Origin of the sequence: Limosilactobacillus caecicola (assembly GCF_943192935.1) — a bacterium.
In the GTDB taxonomy this organism is placed as follows: domain Bacteria; phylum Bacillota; class Bacilli; order Lactobacillales; family Lactobacillaceae; genus Limosilactobacillus; species Limosilactobacillus caecicola.
The window spans coordinates 295,116-313,535 of record NZ_CALPCI010000002.1; the positions used below are offsets into that span (position 1 = coordinate 295,116).

19 protein-coding genes are annotated in these 18,420 nt (G+C 43.8%); 3 read left to right on the plus strand and 16 right to left on the minus strand.

Annotation, left to right across the window (positions count from 1 at the left end; all coding sequences use genetic code 11):
- Positions 1 to 82: 82 nt before the first annotated feature.
- Complete coding sequence (gene plsY, locus NFR43_RS04075; protein WP_251546697.1) at positions 83 to 700, plus strand: glycerol-3-phosphate 1-O-acyltransferase PlsY; 618 nt, start codon at positions 83 to 85, stop codon at positions 698 to 700.
- 39 nt (positions 701 to 739) lie between these two features.
- Here plsY and NFR43_RS04080 read toward each other — a convergent pair whose 3' ends face one another.
- The 10 genes from NFR43_RS04080 to NFR43_RS04125 form a co-directional block, all read right to left on the minus strand.
- The gene (locus NFR43_RS04080) at positions 740 to 1,618 is read right to left on the minus strand and encodes an aldose 1-epimerase family protein (RefSeq protein WP_251546699.1); all 879 of its coding nucleotides are present in this window, start codon (positions 1,616 to 1,618) and stop codon (positions 740 to 742) included.
- A 30-nt stretch (positions 1,619 to 1,648) separates the two neighbouring features.
- Complete coding sequence (gene xerC, locus NFR43_RS04085; RefSeq protein WP_251547088.1) at positions 1,649 to 2,587, minus strand: tyrosine recombinase XerC; 939 nt, start codon at positions 2,585 to 2,587, stop codon at positions 1,649 to 1,651.
- 278 nt (positions 2,588 to 2,865) lie between these two features.
- Positions 2,866 to 4,998: a type I DNA topoisomerase gene (topA, locus tag NFR43_RS04090; RefSeq protein ID WP_251546701.1), complete on the minus strand. Its 2,133-nt coding sequence runs from the start codon at positions 4,996 to 4,998 to the stop codon at positions 2,866 to 2,868.
- A gap of 79 nt (positions 4,999 to 5,077) precedes the next feature.
- On the minus strand, positions 5,078 to 5,980 hold the full coding sequence (gene dprA, locus NFR43_RS04095) for a DNA-processing protein DprA (protein ID WP_251546703.1): 903 nt from the start codon (positions 5,978 to 5,980) through the stop codon (positions 5,078 to 5,080).
- 54 nt (positions 5,981 to 6,034) lie between these two features.
- Complete coding sequence (locus NFR43_RS04100; protein WP_251546706.1) at positions 6,035 to 6,808, minus strand: ribonuclease HII; 774 nt, start codon at positions 6,806 to 6,808, stop codon at positions 6,035 to 6,037.
- Positions 6,801 to 7,670, minus strand: coding sequence for a ribosome biogenesis GTPase YlqF (gene ylqF / locus NFR43_RS04105; protein ID WP_251546708.1), 870 nt, complete (start codon positions 7,668 to 7,670; stop codon positions 6,801 to 6,803). The genes NFR43_RS04100 and ylqF overlap by 8 nt, the downstream gene beginning before the upstream one ends.
- Positions 7,671 to 7,680: 10 nt before the next feature.
- On the minus strand, positions 7,681 to 7,905 hold the full coding sequence (locus tag NFR43_RS04110) for a YozE family protein (RefSeq protein ID WP_251546710.1): 225 nt from the start codon (positions 7,903 to 7,905) through the stop codon (positions 7,681 to 7,683).
- A 1-nt stretch (position 7,906) separates the two neighbouring features.
- A complete protein-coding gene (locus tag NFR43_RS04115; RefSeq protein WP_251546712.1) occupies positions 7,907 to 8,509 on the minus strand; it encodes a YpmS family protein in 603 nt (200 codons plus the stop codon).
- A gap of 8 nt (positions 8,510 to 8,517) precedes the next feature.
- Complete coding sequence (locus tag NFR43_RS04120; RefSeq protein ID WP_251546714.1) at positions 8,518 to 9,438, minus strand: SGNH/GDSL hydrolase family protein; 921 nt, start codon at positions 9,436 to 9,438, stop codon at positions 8,518 to 8,520.
- A gap of 58 nt (positions 9,439 to 9,496) precedes the next feature.
- On the minus strand, positions 9,497 to 10,339 hold the full coding sequence (locus NFR43_RS04125; RefSeq protein ID WP_251546716.1) for a DegV family protein: 843 nt from the start codon (positions 10,337 to 10,339) through the stop codon (positions 9,497 to 9,499).
- 200 nt (positions 10,340 to 10,539) lie between these two features.
- On the opposite strand from NFR43_RS04125, the gene trhA reads away from it, so the two are divergent.
- The gene (gene trhA / locus NFR43_RS04130; protein WP_251546719.1) at positions 10,540 to 11,178 is read left to right on the plus strand and encodes a PAQR family membrane homeostasis protein TrhA; all 639 of its coding nucleotides are present in this window, start codon (positions 10,540 to 10,542) and stop codon (positions 11,176 to 11,178) included.
- Here the strand turns inward: trhA and NFR43_RS04135 are convergent.
- The 4 genes from NFR43_RS04135 to NFR43_RS04150 are packed head-to-tail and all read right to left on the minus strand — an operon-like array spanning position 11,158 to position 15,770.
- The gene (locus tag NFR43_RS04135) at positions 11,158 to 11,661 is read right to left on the minus strand and encodes a dihydrofolate reductase (protein WP_251546721.1); all 504 of its coding nucleotides are present in this window, start codon (positions 11,659 to 11,661) and stop codon (positions 11,158 to 11,160) included. The two genes, trhA and NFR43_RS04135, sit on opposite strands and share 21 nt — an antisense overlap.
- Before the next feature lie 10 nt (positions 11,662 to 11,671).
- Entirely contained in the window at positions 11,672 to 12,634 is a 963-nt protein-coding gene (locus tag NFR43_RS04140; protein WP_251546723.1) for a thymidylate synthase, read from the minus strand.
- 11 nt (positions 12,635 to 12,645) lie between these two features.
- Complete coding sequence (locus tag NFR43_RS04145) at positions 12,646 to 14,550, minus strand: ABC-F family ATP-binding cassette domain-containing protein (RefSeq protein ID WP_251546725.1); 1,905 nt, start codon at positions 14,548 to 14,550, stop codon at positions 12,646 to 12,648.
- Positions 14,551 to 14,558: 8 nt separating this feature from the next.
- Positions 14,559 to 15,770, minus strand: a complete 1,212-nt coding sequence (locus NFR43_RS04150; protein ID WP_251546727.1) for a CCA tRNA nucleotidyltransferase — start codon at positions 15,768 to 15,770, stop codon at positions 14,559 to 14,561.
- A gap of 131 nt (positions 15,771 to 15,901) precedes the next feature.
- Here NFR43_RS04150 and NFR43_RS04155 point away from each other — a divergent pair, with 131 nt between their 5' ends.
- Positions 15,902 to 16,702 carry a winged helix-turn-helix transcriptional regulator gene (locus NFR43_RS04155; RefSeq protein WP_251546729.1) on the plus strand — a complete coding sequence of 267 codons (801 nt, stop codon included), beginning with the start codon at positions 15,902 to 15,904 and terminating at the stop codon, positions 16,700 to 16,702.
- Here the strand turns inward: NFR43_RS04155 and NFR43_RS04160 are convergent.
- Together NFR43_RS04160 and NFR43_RS04165 are read right to left on the minus strand one after the other, a co-directional pair.
- Positions 16,699 to 17,961, minus strand: a complete 1,263-nt coding sequence (locus NFR43_RS04160; protein WP_251546731.1) for a tetratricopeptide repeat protein — start codon at positions 17,959 to 17,961, stop codon at positions 16,699 to 16,701. The two genes, NFR43_RS04155 and NFR43_RS04160, sit on opposite strands and share 4 nt — an antisense overlap.
- 90 nt (positions 17,962 to 18,051) lie before the next feature.
- Positions 18,052 to 18,327: an HU family DNA-binding protein gene (locus tag NFR43_RS04165; RefSeq protein ID WP_006915942.1), complete on the minus strand. Its 276-nt coding sequence runs from the start codon at positions 18,325 to 18,327 to the stop codon at positions 18,052 to 18,054.
- Between the last annotated feature and the right edge of the window lie 93 nt (positions 18,328 to 18,420).

An 18,420-nucleotide genomic window follows, 5' to 3' on the forward strand; every position in this document is an offset into this window, starting at 1 on the left:
AATGGTGCAAACAAGATTAGAGTAGCCACTCACTAGTAAACCATGCTATGATAACTAAGTTACTTTATGAAGGAGCTTAAAAATGATCTATATTATTATGATTGTCATCGCCTATCTATTAGGTTCAATCCCTTCTGGCTTGTGGATTGGAAAATACTTTTATCACCAGGATATCCGCACAGAAGGAAGTGGTAATATTGGTACCACTAATACCTTTCGGGTACTTGGTGCCAAAGCTGGCGTTGTCGTCCTGGTGTTAGACATATTCAAGGGAACCTTAGCTGCCAGCCAACCCTACCTATTTCATGTTCACGTCAATCCATTATTAATTGGTTTGTTCGCCTCACTTGGGCATACTTGTTCGATTTTTGATCATTTTCATGGCGGCAAAGCTGTGGCCACCAGCGCAGGGATTCTCTTGGCATACAACCCCTTACTCTTCGTAGTCGCTGCCAGCATGTTTGTCGGAATGATTCTTTTGACCAGCATGGTCAGTTGTGCCAGTATCGTTGGTGTCACCACGATTTTCATCATCGCCTTGTGTATACATGACCACATTCTTTCGGTCATTGCCGGGCTCATCACGGTATTAATCATCTGGCGACACCGTAGCAATATTCAACGAATTATCCACGGTAATGAGTCAATGGTTTCCTTTGGACTTGGTCATTACCTCCGCGAACGTAAAAATCATCAATAATTACAAAGCCTGTCAGGAACTTCCTGACAGGCTTTCTGTTTAAAATGGTTGAATTTGAAAATGGTAATTTTCGCTTTTACCTGGTTGCAAACGATTCATTAACTGTTTGTGAGTCAAATGACCATCACTAGCAATGCCGTCAGCAATTCCCCACCATGGTTCGATACATAAGAGGTTTGCCTCAGCTGGATATGGCGACCAAATCCCAACCACTGGATTATTCTGAGTCTTAACACGAACCCCATGTTCAGTATCGTCATCAGTAATGGTAAATACTGCCGGCTGACCAGCCGTCTTAACGACTAGCGCATCGTGGGCAAATAGTTGATGGGTAAGACGCAATGGGTGGGTCAAGTCAATCATTTGCGGATGTTCGAGATCATTATAAGGCCCTTCACCAACCAACGGTATCCTTGCGAATTCCTGTGCTGGTGAGGTTTTGACAATCACGTCTGTAAAACGCCGTTCTTGATTGAGCGGAACATTGAACCCGGGATGGGCTCCAATCGCGTAAATCAACGTCTGTTCCTGGCCGGCGTTTGTAACTTGATAAGTCACATTCAGCTTGCCATTTGTAATTTGATAAGTTACCCGTAAAACAAAATGAAACGGATAGGCGGCTCGTGTCCGCTCATTGTCCCGTAATTGAAGTGTCACTTGATTGGTTGCTTGATCGATTACGGTAAAGGGTTCATCACGCGCAAAACCATGTTGTGTTTGGTGATAGTTTTTTCCCTGGTATTCATACTGGTCGTCCTTTAGTCGACCAACAAATGGAAAAAGAATGGGGGCTTGACGCTTCCAAGATGCCGGATCACCTTGCCATAGATATTCTACTTGGTGCAATTTAATACTGTGTGGTTGTGCCCCTAATTCATCAATTTGGACTATTAAATCATCATCACTAATTGTTAACATCTAATCATTCCATTTCACTATCAAATTCTCTTATTCTTGATTATCATGCTCTGCTTTAGCCCGCGGGAATAGTTTCATATACGTTTTTTGCAGGTTTTCTCGCGTCACATGGGTATAAATTTGGGTGGTGGAGAGACTGGAATGACCCAGCAGCTCTTGCACCGAACGAATATCCGCACCATTGTTCAACATTGCAGTTGCAAAGGTATGCCGAAGCATGTGCGGATGGATATGCATATTCAAAGAACTCTTTTTAACAACCTGGTTTAAAACATACTCAATCCCCTCGCTAGTAATTGGTTTACCATAGTGATTGATAAAGACTCGCTCATGTTGAGTATGGTATTTAGCCATAATGGGCTCCCGACATTTATTCAGGTACTTCTGGAGGGCATCCTTCGCATACTGACCAAACGGCACGTACCGCTCTTTGTCACCTTTCCCCCGGACCAGGATCATCTGAGTATCCCAATCAATTTGCGTAAGGGTCAAATCAGCACACTCACTGACCCGCATCCCCGTGGCATACAGCAGTTCTAATAAGGCCCGATTGCGAAAATCAAGTGGTTTTCCTTCGCCATCAGCTGCTTTAAAGAGTGCATTCATTTCTGGCTCATAAAAATAACGTGGCAGGTTCCGGACATGGGATTTCATTTTGATTTCTTCAAATGGGTTTTGTTTGACTAAACCATTCGTCAATAAGAAATTATAAAACGTCCGTAAACTCGCTAATTCGCGGTTAACTGTGGTCCATTGGCGATGTAAATCATTCAGGTGGGTCAAATAGGCCTGAATATCCAATTGACCAAGTTTTAACCAGCCAGACCACCGATGGTGTTGATTTAAAAATTGGCGAACCATTTTTAAATCATTTTCATAGGCAGTCACGGTAGCGGCCGAGAGTTGTCGTTCAGCCGACAAATAAATTGCAAAAACTCCCGCCAGGTCAAACGGATTATTCACCACAATTTGGGAATCCTGCAATAAGGCACCAAGTTCATCCAACGCCGTCACGGTAATGGTTAGTTGCTTTGGTTTAACTTGATTTTGGTTCAAAGTGCTGAGGTATGCAGAAAAATCGGCCGAGCGAACCTCCTGCCAACCGGGAAAGCCAGTCTCCGCGAAGTAGCTTTCAAATTGATCACCAGCTGCCAAAACCGTCGTTAACGGAAGGCTTAACGTCGTTTGGCGTGATTGCTGGACCAACTGCTTTCGTAATTTTGCTTCCATCAATCATCACCCGCCACTTATTTCTGGACTTCTTCTTTATAGTCACCATTCGGACAAACTACTTGTTTGCCCCCCTTAACCTTCTTTTCAACAAGGAAGTGACCATCCTTTGGACAATTCCGGCCAACTGGCTTATCCCAAGAAACAAAGTCACAATCCGGATAACGTGAGCAACCATAGAAGACCCGGTTTCGTTTGGATTTACGTTCCACAACGGTTCCCTTACCACACTTTGGACAAGTAATTCCCGTATCCTTAACAATCGCTTTTGTATTCCGACAAGCTGGAAAACGTGAACAAGCAATAAACTTTCCGTAATGGCCCATCCGAATCACCATCGGCGCACCACAAACGTCACAGTTTTCATTAGCCAGTTCGTCCTTCATCTCAATCTTTTGGACTTTTTCTTCAGCCGTCGTGACTTCTTTAGCAAACGGTTTGTAGAAAGAATCAACGACTTGGACCCACTCTTTTTTACCTTCTTCAACCTTATCAAGGTCCGCTTCAACGTCCGCAGTAAATTTAGCATTCACAATTTCTGGGAAGTTCTTTTCAATTAAATCATTGACAATTTCCCCCAGTTCAGTTGGTTCAAAATGACGGGAAACGAGGCGAACGTAGTAACGGCGTTGGATCGTATCCAATGTCGGAGCATAGGTTGACGGCCGTCCCACCCCATTTTCTTCTAGTGTTTTAACCAACGCTGCTTCAGTATACCGAGCTGGTGGTTGGGTAAAGTGTTGGGCAGGATCATCACTAACCATTTTAACCTGATCCCCAACTTCTAAATTAGGCAGCAAGTTGTCCTTTTCAACACCCCGCTTATAAACTTTGGTAAAACCAGGGAACTTTACTTTCGACCCGTTAGCGCGGAAGTTGACGTTGTTTTGCGTAATGGTAACCGTCATCGTATCAATCACTTCTGGGGTCATTTGGCTCGCCACAAACCGGCACCAGATTAAATTGTAGAGTTTATATTGGTCCGGAGTCAGGTATTTTTTCATTGCTGCAGGGGTCCGGAATACTGACGTTGGTCGAATCGCTTCGTGCGCGTCTTGGGCCCCTTCAGGAAGTTTGCCCTTGATCGGTTTAGTAGCCGCATATTCACCCCCGTAATTTTCATGGATAAATTGGGAGGCTTCATGCTTGGCAATTCCCGCAATCCGTGTTGAATCGGTCCGCATATAGGTGATTAAACCAACTGCGGCTCCTTCACCGATATTAATCCCTTCATATAATTGTTGGGCAGCCATCATCGTCTTCCGGGTCCGGAACTTCAGCCGTCGGTTAGCATCTTGTTGCATAGTCGAAGTCGTGAACGGTGGTTGGGGTTGGCGACGACGCTCTTTACGGTCAACGTTATCAATATTGAAAGCCTGCTTTTTATCAAGCTTTTGTAAGACTTTTTGGACAGCATCATTATTTGCCAGGTTCATCTTCTTGCCATTCTCACCATAGAAACTGGCTTGGAAACGCTCCTTGCCCTTGGCAAATTCGGCATCAATGGTCCAGTACTCCTCTGGCTTAAAGTTACGAATTTCCTTTTCTCGTTGAATAATGAGGTTGAGTGCCACAGATTGCACCCGTCCGGCACTCAGGCCCTTCTTGACCTTTTTCCACAATATTGGACTAATGGAATACCCCACTAAACGGTCTAGAACTCGCCGAGCCTGTTGAGCATCTACTAAATCCATATTGATTTGACGCGGTTCCTTAAATGCTTCTTTAACCGCATCCTTCGTGATTTCGTTAAAGGTGACCCGGTTCTTCTCGTTATCGTCCATTTTTAGAAGGTTGGAGACGTGCCAGGCAATCGCTTCCCCTTCACGGTCAGGGTCAGACGCCAAATAAACGGCCTTAGCATTCTTTGCATCACGCCGCAATTCTTTGATCAAATCACCTTTCCCGCGAATGGAAATATAGTCGGGCTTGTAATCATTATCAATTTCAACCCCCATCCGACTCTTTGGTAAATCCCGCACGTGACCTAAACTGGCCACAACCTTATAGGTCCGGCCAAGATATTTACCAATGGTCTTCGCCTTCGATGGGGATTCGACAATGACGAGCTTCTTTTTATTACGACTCGTAGTCCGTTTCCGGCGTTTGGTGGTTGTTGTTTTAGTTTTACTGGTTGTTTTAGTTGCCAAAATAGTGGCTCCTCTTTAAATAATTTTTTACTTTAATCTTCATTATTAAGGCAGAAGTACGTCCATGTCAAATAAAAAATTAATTTAATGAAGAAATTGAAGTGATTTTGCTGGGTTGGTAGAACCGATTATTCAACTCCCCTAATATATCTTGGGCACTCATCACTGGCCGGGCCCCCACTGCGATTAATTCATTACAACCAGTTGATAAATCACTATTAATCGGTCCAGGAATTGCCAGCACATTCCGGTTTTCCTGTAAAGCCAGGTTAGCAGTGATTAAACTACCGCTTTTTCGTCGCGCCTCCACTACCAAACATGCCTGGGCTAATCCGGCGATAATGCGGTTACGCTCTACAAAGTGGTGTGGCAACGGGGCCGAATCTAACGGATACTCGGATAACAACAAACCATGGCGTTTAATTTGGCGTTGTAAGTGGTCATGTTCAGGTGGGTACACCCGGTTTAAACCGCTGCCGATCACCGCAATCGTCTTACCATGATTAGCCAATGTAATCTGATGGCTTAGTCCATCTACTCCCCGGGCAAGTCCACTCACCACGGTAATGCGGTGCTGAATAATCGTTGGTAATAACTGAGTAAGACTTTCACGAGCATACTGCGTCATCTTGCGAGCTCCCACAACCGCTAAACAAGTGGTTGTGAGCAGTGTTAGGTCACCCATAAAATACATTACTAATGGTGGACAATAAATACTCTTTAATAACTCCGGGTAGGCAGCATCAATAATCGTGATGAACGGCATTTGCCAATTACGTTGAAAGGTCATTTCTGTCTCTGGGCTAGACCAATTAGTTAAAAATTTCGCCCGGGAACGCGCACTTAGATTTGCTAACTGCGTTAGTGCGGCAATGTCATCAAATTCATACCGTTCCGCTGCTACTTGCCAAATTCTTTGTTTCGAGACTAGTCCCAGCCCCGGACAGACATTTAATCTTAATAAAAATTCTTTCGGTTGCATAAGAAAAACTCCCTCCATCATTTAAAGACGCAAGGAAGTTGCTTTTGTATTATTTTATTTTAAATATTTGGGCACTGGTGAAAATGTCCGACGATGAATTGGGGTCACGCCAGATTGCTTTAATCCTGCTAAATGTTGTTTGGTACCATAACCCATATTCTCTTCAAACCCATATCCGGGATATAAGCGCGCGTATTCGGCCATTAAGTGGTCCCGATATTCTTTTGCCACAATGCTTGCCGCGGCCACACTAATGCTTTTTTGGTCACCCTTAATTAACGTCGTTTGGGGGATCTCAATATCCAAGGGAACCGCATCAACAATCAAGTGCGTTGGCCGATGTTCGAGGCTATTCACGGCCCGAATCATCGCTTGTTGGGTGGCGGCATAAATATTAAGTTGGTCGATCACCGTCGACGGGTTGACCGCAATACTTACTTCGACAGCCTCATCGACAATTCGTAAATATAGCTGTTCTCGCTCATGGCGGGATAATAATTTAGAATCAGTCACTTCAATCAAGTCAAAGTCACGATCCAAGATGACTGCACAAGTTACCACCGGTCCAGCCAGGGGACCGCGGCCCACTTCATCCATGCCTGCAACATACTTATTTCCAGCAGCCCATAATTGATTCTCATAACGGAATCGCTGTTGAAACGCTTGTTGTGCTTGCGCTCGTTTAGTTAGTTGTTTTGCCAATTGCTGTAGGGCAGTCTGGACACCCTTCCGTGGGTCGTCGTGTAATGAACGTACCCAGGGGTCATCCATTGACTCAACTGTTTTTAGCTTTGTGCGAATTTCCTTAATGCTTAAGCGGTCACTCATCAACATTCTCCTCAAGGTCACTAGGCTCTTCGAAAGAAGTCGGCCCCAATTTACCTTTTCGTAAATCAAATATTAAACGTTCACTGGCCCGGTCATAATCATCACGAAAGCCCATCTTCTGGGTAATAATTAACAACAAATCGGGATCACTCACGTCTTCAGCGACGTCCGCATCAGACAAGCGATAACGCTTTTTTAACTCCGGCAAGCGGTGTTGGCGGAGATAATGGAGACCAAAAAGCGCCACATCATCTTTGGGATACAAACTATCCTTGATTGCTCCGGTCAGCGCCAGTAAAATCCCTTGCCGTTCTGTATCAAATTTGGGCCATAAAACACCTGGAGTATCGAGTAACTCCAAGGCTGCTGATGACCGTAACCATTGTTGACCAGTCGTCACTCCAGGACGGTTCCCTGTCGCCGCTACATTTTTCTTAACCAAGTGGTTTAGTAGGGTTGATTTACCAACGTTTGGTACCCCCACACACATGGCGCGAATGGCTCGTTTTTGCAGGCCCTTGGCTTGTTCCTGGGCCATTTTATCCTTTAATATTTCCTGGGCCTTCTTGGTTACCACTTTGGCAACATTCTGGGCTCGGGAATCCAAAGCTAATGCCGGTTGGTCATTGGTAGCAAAATAATTCAACCATTCTTTTGTCACTTGTGGATCAGCTAAATCGGTTTTGGTGAGGATCAATAGCCGTGGCTTATCGCCGGCTGCACGTGCCACTTCTGGATTTTGGCTCGAATAAGGAATCCGTGCATCTACTAATTCGAAAACGATATCTACCAAAGACATTTGCTCACGAATTTGCCGTAAGGCCTTCGCCATGTGTCCAGGAAACCATTGAATTGTTGCCATAAAGTCCCTCCTATTGCATTTTGCTTTCGTAAAGTTGCCAAGCTTCATCAAAGATCGTCATTGATGGCAAATAATTAGCGTTCTCTTCTAAATACTTAGAAATTTCATCAAAATTTTGGGATTGTTTCGGGAAAGTCGTATCTAAAAAAGCATTGTTAGCAAACTGCTCGATCTCAGTTGGTGAGTCAGGTTGCCGTAATGTCATCAAAAAATGGTAAAAACTGGTCCGATACATCTTAAAGGCCCCCATTCTTTGGAATTGAAATTAAGAAACGAAACTCACCATTTTTGATATCAATCTTTTCGGCCGCATAATGTAATGAATGTTGCTTACTGTATTTGTTGAGATCAAGCAAAATGGTCCGCTTCTTTTGGTTGACATACACCCAATTTGGCAATTTGTACTGTTTTTTAATATATCCCATGACATATTTAATTGGCAGGTTTAAACGGCCAACCGATAATCCTTTTGCTTTCAATAATACATTACCGTTTGACTGTCGTTCTGGAATAAAGTTAATTGCAAATTGGACCTTCGCACCTAAAAACTTGGTTGAGCCAATCACCGTGGCATATTGAGTTCCCACCACAAACCGGTATTTGATGTTATTTCCCTTGAGTAAACGATCCAAGTAATTACTGGACAGTGCATTCACTTGTTTGCGATTTAAATTAATTTCAAAAGAACTAGCCGTCCGTGCTGGAGCGGATGATTCTGTGGGAACCGTTGTCGGGGCAGTCACGCGACTATAGAGAAAGATGCCGCTTCCTAAAATGATAATAATTAAGGCCCAAAAAGCCCACTTCCAATAGTTACGTTGTTGTTTTTCTTTTGTCATAGTACTCCCTACCGCTTTTGATATTCAAAGCTATCGTGTTTCAGCATAACCCGGTATAACTTTCGTGTCATTTGCTGATACCCTAAATGATTGGGATGAAAGTTATCATCGGTTGAAATGTATTTATTAAGGTTCTTATTCCGTTGGTTCATAATCGAAATCAACTCTTTTTGACTAGTTTGGCCATCGTTCGCCTTTTCAGAAGACCTGATCAGCTTTCGCCGTTGCGCGGCAGTTTTGTACTGACCATAGGACATTAAATGATTGATGTCCACAAAGTAAGACGGTCCATAACTAGCCAACGTCTGCTTAGTTAACTGATTCCATTTACTAATCGAATTATTGATATTTTCAACCTGCGGGAAATACGTGTACACAGGATTATAAATACTCATTACAAAAATTGGAGCCGTTGAGTTTTCTTGACGAATCGTCTTAAACAATTTTTTTAGTTTAGTTTGATAAGTCTTACCCGCGCGGTTAATGTCCTTACTTAACGTCTTTGTAGAATTAGTAGTGAGGTCTTTTTGAAAGGTCTGCATCAAGTCATTCCCACCAACCGTCATGACAATGACATCAGCATGTTTCAAGTCTTTACGGATTTGGGATTGTTGATTAATTCGCTTTAAAATTTGGTCTGAACGGTCACCACTGACCCCATAATTAACGGTGGTAACTTGATTATGAAATTTATTTTGTAAGCGGCTTTTAATCAGACTAACATAACCACCCTTTTTATCCTCATCTCCTTGACCATACGTCAAAGAATCACCAATGGCGACAAGCCTAACCTTCTTCTTTAGTACCCGCGTTGGCTGATGGTTAGCTGTCGAACTGGAACCACCCCAGTGTTGGTAGCCATACCAAGCCCCACCAGCACAACACAGGATCACGATTAAAACTAGTAACCAGCGAACCGCTTTTTTCATAATTATCCTCAAACTCCTTCAAAAACAGCAAAGAGACTGAGTAGACCCAGCCTCTTTGTTATTCAGTGTAATAGTGCAAACTATTTGCGCCAATTCCCGTATGCGTAGCAATAATCGGCACAGTTTCACGAACAACAATGTCGATGTCTGGGAACAGTTGATGCAGCCGTTCGGTTAACCAAGCTACTTCCTTAGTAGCCTGAACATCAGAAATCCCAATGGCCTTAATCTTTGGACCTTCCGTCATTTGCTTGAGGATCCGTTCCCAAGTCTTATGCACATACTTGGTTCCCCGACCCTTACTGTCAATGGTGATTTCGCCGTCCTTAATTTCCAACATGACCTTAATGTTCAGTAACTTGGAAAGGGTCCCCGCAAAACGGTTCACCCGGCCACCAGCAACTAAGTTATCTAATTTGTCAATTGCCAAGAAAAGTTTTGACTTAGAGAAAACTTCACGCATCTTAGCAATGGCGTCATCAACACTACCACCATTTTCGATCACTTTAGCAGCTTCAATAATTTGAAAAGCCATACACCGATCAGTAGTGTGGCAATCCACGACCGTCACTTTGGTATTTGTCATGTTAGCGGCTTGTTCAGCAGCGTGCACCGTTCCACTGATGGATTCCATCATGCAAACACACAAAACTTCACTGCCATCTTCACCTAATTTGTCAAAGGCTTCCACAAACTTACCAATTGGTGGTTGAGAGGTTTTTGGCAAACTCTTCGCCGCCTTCATCAAATCTGGAAATTGGTCGTTAGTAATTGTCTCACGTTCAGTATAGACAGTCCCATCAATCATCACCGTTAGCGGGATAATTGTAATGTCGTATTTTTTAATTTCTTCTTCAGTTAACCCCGCTGAAGAATCACAAACAATTTTTATTTTTGACATGGTTTTGCCACACTTTCTAAATAATTTGTTATAATGGATCTAGTAATCAAAACTAGATCAAATCATATTAATACTCAATGATCTGTTCTTCAAGAGAACAAAATTAAATGATTGTTGATTGGCTATACCATCTTAGTATACCAAAACTTTATTTACAATGCATTATTGCTCGATCCAACACGAAAGGAGTCTATTCCCACATGAAACAACCAACAGATGAGCACAAAGATATTTTCATTGAAGTCATGAATGCCATCACCCACGGAATCGGCGCTCTCTTATCAATCGCCGGTCTTGTTTTACTAATCATCATGGGTGTCCACCGTGGTGGCGCCCTGCGAATTGTCAGTTTTACCATTATGGGCAGCGTGATGATTCTCTTTTATCTCAGTTCGACCCTCTTCCACAGTTTAATTTATACTCGTGCTAAGGCGGTCTTTCAACGGCTAGATCACTGTTTTATTTATGTATTAATCGCCGCCAGCTACACACCATTTTGCTTAGTCGCCATTCGTGGCTGGTTAGGCTGGACACTATTTGGAATTGAATGGGGAATGGTCATTCTGGGCATTATCTACAAAAGTATTTGGCTCGAACACAAAAGCAACCTCTCCACATTAATCTATGTCATCATGGGCTGGTTGTGCATTGTGGCCTTTGGCCCATTATGGAATCACCTTGGGCCAGTCGGCTTTTCACTCCTGCTGGCGGGTGGACTGACCTATACCATCGGGGCCATCATCTACAGTTTTCCCCGGCGGACTGCCCACTTAGTCTGGCACTTCTTTGTCCTCGCCGGTTCTGCATTAATTTACTTCTCAGTACTTTTCTTTGTTTAATGACCATTCTTCAAATCGACAATTAGGGACAGTGGTTTTCGTAGCGGGAACCACTGTTTTTTTGTCTAAATGCCACTGATGGTAATCAATCGGCACCATTTTAACGTCGCCCTGGTGATCACCTTCAACTACAGTTCGATGAAGAATCTTGACGATATCCGCGGTTTGTGAAAATAAGCCGGCTCCACCAATAATGCAAACCTCTTGATCACCATATCGCTTAGCTAAGAGTCGTTTGAGGTCCTGAATAGAAGTCACCGTCTCCACTCCAGCTTGATCAATCTGCTGGTGGCTAACAACGATATTGTCACGGTGAGGTAGTGGGCGACCAATTGAATAATAGGTTTTAGCGCCCATCACCACCGGATGGTGCATGGTTACCGCTTTGAAGTGTTTTAAGTCAGCTGGCAGATGCCACGGAAGTTGGCCATTTTTCCCAATCCAACCAGCTTCATCTTCTGCCCATACGAATGATACTTTCATAATCAATCTCCTAAACAGCAACTGGGGCCTTAATTGCTGGTTCGTGTTGATAATCTTTCAATTTAATATCATCAACGGTATATTCAGCTAATGATTTCGTCCCGTTCGGAAAGATTAATTCGGGAGCAGGATGGACTTGACGCATTAACTGCTCCTTGACTTGATCAATGTGGTTATTATAAATATGGGCGTCCCCTAAAGTATGGACAAATTCGCCAACTTCCAAATTACATTCCCGCGCAATCAAGTGCGTGAGCAAGGCATAACTAGCGATGTTAAATGGGACACCAAGGAAAATGTCGGCTGACCGTTGATAGAGTTGACAACTTAATTGACCGTCGTTGACGTAGAATTGAAACATTGTATGACATGGTGGTAAGGCCATTGAAGGAACGTCCTCAGGATTCCAAGCCGATACAATCAGCCGTCGTGAATTCGGGTTGCGCTTAATTTCATCAATGACGTTTTGAATTTGATCAATGGTCTCGCCACGTGAGGTCTTCCATTGGCGCCATTGACTTCCATAAACAAGGCCTAAATCACCATAGCGCTTGGCAAAGTCATCATCGTCTAAGACCCGTTGACAAAACTTTTTCTTTTCTGCCAAATACTGTTCCTTAAATTCAGGATCAACCAACCACCGGTGACCAAAATCAGTCATATCAGGACCCTGGTATTCATCACTCGTGACCCATTTTTTAAAGGCCCATTCATCCCAAATATGGTTTTTATGTTGTAGTAAAAACCGGATATTGGTATCACCACGTAAAAACCACAACAATTCGCTTTTGATCAAACCAAAAGCAACCTTTTTGGTGGTTAAAATTGGGAAACCTTTTTGGAGATCAAACCGCATTTGATAGCCAAATACTGAATGCGTACCTGTTCCCGTACGGTCGCCCTTCACATGACCATTTTCTAACACAAAGCGTGCTAAATCGAGGTATTGTTGTTCATTCTCATTGATTACCATTTTCGTTCTCCTTAATCCACATAATTACTGAGGTACTCCCAACGGGCTGTTTTCTGATCAATTTGTTTTTGCACATCGTTAAGCTGCTTTTGTAATTTCGCCAGCTTTTCATAATCATCACCGCTGGCGTTCATCTCATCCTGGATTTGCTTCGACTGTTGGTCTAATTGGTCAAGATCATCATCAATCTGATCCCATTCTAATTTTTCTGCATAGGTTAACTTAGTCTTCTGCTTTGGTTGATCTTTATCGGATTCCTGCTTAGTCGGCTTCTTTTTGGCCGCCTTTGCCGGTTTTTGGTTCTGACTGCCACCAGCTGATTGTTGGGCAGCCAAGTAATCCGTAAAGTTACCGGTGTACGGCTGGATTTGACCGGCCCCTTTAAAAATCAATAACTGGTCGGCAACCCGGTCTAGGAAGTACCGGTCGTGTGAAACGGTAATCACCGTACCATCAAAATCATCGAGGTAGTTTTCCAACACCGTTAACGTCGAAATATCCAGGTCATTCGTCGGTTCATCCAGTAGTAAAACATTGGGTTGCTGCATCAAGATTTTTAACAGGTAAAGCCGCCGTTGCTCACCACCTGACAATTTACGAATCAACGTCCCATGCATAAAGCGGGGGAAGAGGAACTCTTCAAGCAGGTTCGTCACACTGACTCGTTCACCATTGGCATTTTTCACGGACTCCGCCACTTCAGACAAGTAATTAATAACTCGCTTGTCCTTGTCAATTGGTTCCGTCTGCTGGGTATAGTAGCCAAGTTTGACGGTCTCACCAATTTTGATCGTACCCCCATCAAGCGGTTGTTTCCCCGCAATCACGTTCAAGAGTGTGGACTTACCGGCCCCATTGGCTCCAGAAATTCCGATGCGGTCGCCCGGTTGTACCAACCAATCAAAATCCTTGAGGATGGTTCGGTCACCAAAATTCAGGGACGCATGCTCCATTTTAATAACGTCCTTGCCGAGACGCTGCGATCCTAGGTTAATCTCGACATCTTGGTCTTCCTGCAATTTACCAATTGAATTTTTAAGGTCATTGAAACGGTTAATCCGCCCCTTTTGTTTGGTGCTCCGGGCCTTAGCGCCGTGACGCATCCACGCCAATTCCCTTTTATAAAGTGACTGCCGCTTCCGTTCGCTTTCTTCCGCTAATTCGACCCGTTCTGCTTTTTGCCGAACAAAATCTTGATAATTACCGTCGTAATGGTACAACTCCCCAAAGGATAACTCCCAAATGTGATTAGTGACCTGGTCTAAAAAGTAGCGATCATGGGTGACAACCAAAACTGCTCCCTTATAACTTGCTAAAAAGTCTTGTAACCACACAATTGACGGAATATCCAACTGGTTGGTTGGTTCATCCAACATTAAGAGGTCCGGATATTGAATCAAAATCTGGGCTAACCCGACCCGCTTTTGTTGACCTCCGGAAAGTTGACCAACTTGTTGTTCAAGATCCGTAATTTTTAACTGGGTCAAGATTGTTTTAACTTGGCTTTCTGCTTCCCAAAGATCCTCCTGGTCCATTGTGGACTGCATTTTTGTAAACCGGTCAATCGCTTGGGAATCTTCTGGATGTTGGCTGTAATTATTCAGTGCTTCTTCATACAAACGAATGGTATGAAAAATCCGCTGGTTGCCCGCAAAAATTGCGTCCATGACTGTTTTCTCATGGTCCAACACCGGCTTTTGTTCTAAATAACCAATCGTATAGTTATTTGGTTTAGTGATCTCCCCACTATCCGCGTGGGTTACCCCGGCGATAACGTTGAGGAGACTAGTTTTCCCGCTCCCGTTGGTTCCGATTAAGCCAATGCGATCGCCTTCGTTAATAATAAATGAGATATCCTTAAACAGCGTCTTTTCGCCATAAATACTGGTTAAATTATCTGCACGAAATGTTTGCATAACGATTCTTATTCCTTCTCAATTAATTTTTTGGTAGCGCGTAATAATTGATCACGATCGTTTGGGACTTCACCATTAATTACCAGTTGCTGAAGTTGCTTAAGGACTCGGCCCATCATTGGTCCAGGTTTCAAGATGCCGTCCTTAATCAGTTGACCACCATTAATTGCCAGTTCATGACTGTCCTTAATGGGCAATTCGTCAAAAGTCCGTAATAGGTCTGTATGTTGCCAACCATTAAAATCAGCGATCGTGAGCGCATCTTGAACGGCACCTCGTCCTGCAGCAAACAGTTGCTGCTTAGTGACTTGACCAGTGTGGATGGCCAACAAAAGCTGCAAACTCTTTTGGACACGATCAATTAATTCATTCGACAGTTTCCACGATTTCATGAATTGGCGGACCTGGTCACGCGAAGTGATTCCTAATGCGTTGATAAATGACAACCAAGCTAACTGATCATTAGTAATCAATTGCCATTGATCCTGTCGACTAAAAGCCTGCAATGCCTCCCGATAGTCCGTTAATCCCGGGCAATACTGGTACAAACCAGTCTCAATCAAATCTGCGAGCCCCCGCTGAGGATTTAAACCTTGTAATAACTTCGTAAATTCAACTTCAATTCGTTCAACCGCAATTTTTTGCAACAAGGCACCATGATTCCGGATTCCCTCCAAGGTTGGCGAATCAATCGTAAAGTCTAATTTAGCAGCAAAGCGCACCGCCCGCATCATCCGAAGTGCATCCTCATTAAAACGCTCTTCTGGGTTACCTACAGCGCGAATGAGGTGCCGATCAAGATCTCCGAGGCCATCAAAGAGGTCGATCACTGTCCCGTCTTCCTTCATCGCCAAGGCGTTGATGGTAAAGTCACGCCGCTTGAGGTCATCACGTAATGACCGCACAAAGGTCACTTGATCGGGACGCCGGTAATCTTGGTAACCACTTTCGGTTCGAAAAGTCGTCGTTTCGTACCCAGTGCCGTGATCCAAAATCATGACTGTCCCGTGTTGAATCCCGGTATCCACCGTTTTCCGAAAAATCTTCTTGATTTCGCTCGGGTACGCACTCGTGGCAATATCAATATCGTGAATTGGATCATCCAAAATTGTATCACGAACGCTGCCCCCAACAAAATAAGCCTCAAACCCCGCTTGTTCGATTTTTTGTAAAATCGGCCGGGCGGGCTCAAAAAGGGCTGGTAACTTTTTAATTTGCATTTCAATCACTCTTTATTTAGAAATTACTGCATTAATTTTAACAAATTTTCTGTTGGCTGTGTTTCTTTTTGGGGACTTGTTTTATAATTTAGTTAAAGTAAATATCTACTATTAACCAAAGGAGCGAACTTATGGCCTATCCACTATCAACTGCATTCCACCTCGCCCTCCAGCAAAACGGGACCCAACCGGCAACCATCAAAAATTATGACACCACGATCAATCAATTTTTCACATTTTTAGAAAATGACCGGCAACTCGGCGGTGTTGACAATCTTCCCCAAATTCAGGAAAGCGACCTCCGTGCTTTTTTCGATCAACAAACCATTACTACTGGAACGTTCAACAAAAAGCTGTCCCATTTAAACCAATATTTCCTCTTCTTAGTTGACCATGGGGTCATCAACAGCTTTCCCACACTCGCCCTTCACGGCCAGGCAATCACCAAGCAATCCACCACTACTAATTGGCTGGACTACTATCCAAACCTCCTCAGCAATGAACAACTAAGTATGTACGGCCGGGTCACCATCTTTTTACTCGCCCGTGGTTTTGAAATCAGCGAAATCCTCTCGCCAGATTTCTGGGCAATTTTTAATGACCTCCAACCAGTTAATCAAGTGGAAACAACTTTTCTCGCCCACTTTAAGGAATGGCTGGCTCCCCTCCAAAAATTGCAGGGCGAACAGCAACTATTCCTCAAACAACGAATTGACCGGCGCTCTCCGCGCCTCTCCCTGCCGGCGTTGCACAAATATTTACGGGCTGATCAGCAATTTGTCGCGTTTCCCCTGAGCCCACAAAAAATGCACCAAGCCTACATTTTGACCGAAATAAAAAAACACCCTGAACTTAGTCAGAGTGAATTGTGTCAACGGTTGCGGATTAGCCCCGCTTCATTGAATTATTACCAGAGTCTCTTGCTGAATTAGAATTCGCGATAAGAGTCTAGTAACTCAGCCATTTCGGTATCCGTGGGTTCTAGTTCGACATACCGTTCCAGTTCATCAAGTAGCTGATCATGTTGCCCCGTTTCTTGGTAATAGCTGATTAACTGCCGTAAAAAGGTCGGGTTATCTTGATAGGCTGGACGCGCCAGTTCAAATGCTTTTCCCGCCTCAGCCAATTTTTCAAGAGCCAGGTAGGATTGCGCGAGGTTCCATTCCACTTGCGGGTCGACCTCGTGTTCTTCTTCAAGCGGTGCCAATAAATCAACGTTGGCTTGGTACTCATGCTGCTGAAGTAACAAGTTACTGTACTGCAAAGTAATCGTTAAATTATCCGGGTCTAATTCGTGAGCCGTTTTGAGGTACTTGGCCATTAATTCATAGTCACCGAGGTGACTAGCAATTTCCGCAGCAAGTGAAAAGAGTTGCTCATTATATTGATCAACCCCGAGTCCTTCTTGGGCAGTTTTCAGCGCTTTTTCATACTCACCTAGTTGCTGATAAGCATTTGCCAAAGTAACGTATGCTGAAGCGTACTGATCATCGTACTTAATTAACTCCTGCAACGTCTGAATGGCTTCTTTAGTTTGTCCTAAATGCAACTGAGTTAAGCCGGTCTGAAAACGAACATCGCTGGTTTGGTATTGAGGATCCACCTGCTTTAAATATCCCAGCGCCTGGTCAAATTTACCACTTTGGGCGTAAGACATCCCTAACCGGGCCGCAATGTCCACCTTAGCAAACTCAGTGTATCCCTGACGGATTAAAGCAATGTACAATGGAATCGCCTTTTCATACTTGCCGACCATGTAATAATACTCACTTAAAGCGAAGAGGACCGCTGGTTCATCAGGAGCCAGCTCCAAGGCCTCCTCCAACTTTGCCTCAGTTACTTCAAATTGCCCCTCAGTTTGGTACAAATCAGCCGCGACTAAGAGCGATTGAACGTAGGCGGGTGAGGAGGGGGAAACCTGCGCTAGGTAAGCCAAAGCCTCATCGTTATGGCCGCCGTCAATCGCAATTTCTGCGAGTGAGGTCTTTAATTCATCCTCATCTGGATACTTTTCCAGCAGTTTTAAGTAAATCCGCTGGGCTTGGTGAAGAAATCCCAAGCCATACAGCTGTTCCGCTAAATTAAAAAGGGTATTATCGTCATCCTTCCGGAGGGCCCAGGCGAACGACTTCTTAGCTTCCTCCAGTTGGCCAGCTTCTAATTGGTCTAACATTTTTTCCGCAAAGCTCATTATTTTCTTCCTCTCATTGTTGCGTTAAATTAGCGTAATAAAAAAGGTTGAGCAAATACTCAACCCCTTTTTCGTTAGTAATCTGATGAATTACTTAACGGCGTCCTTTAAAGCTTTACCTGGCTTGAATGCAGGTACCTTGCTTGCAGGAATTTGGATTTCTTGACCGGTTTGTGGGTTACGTCCCTTCCGAGCAGCACGTTGACGTACTTCGAAGTTACCGAAACCAATCAATTGAACTTTTTCACCCTTGGCCAAGGATGCTTGGATTGAGCTAAATACTGCATCAACAGCAGCAGTAGCATCTTTCTTAGTTAAGCCGGTTGCACTAGCAACGTTGCTTACTAATTCAGCTTTGTTTGCCATATCGTTTTCACCTCCACTTTTGACACAAAATAAGTCTGCGCCAAGCGTTGTTAATTTTGAGTGGTCCAAAATTAACGAAATAATAACGCAACA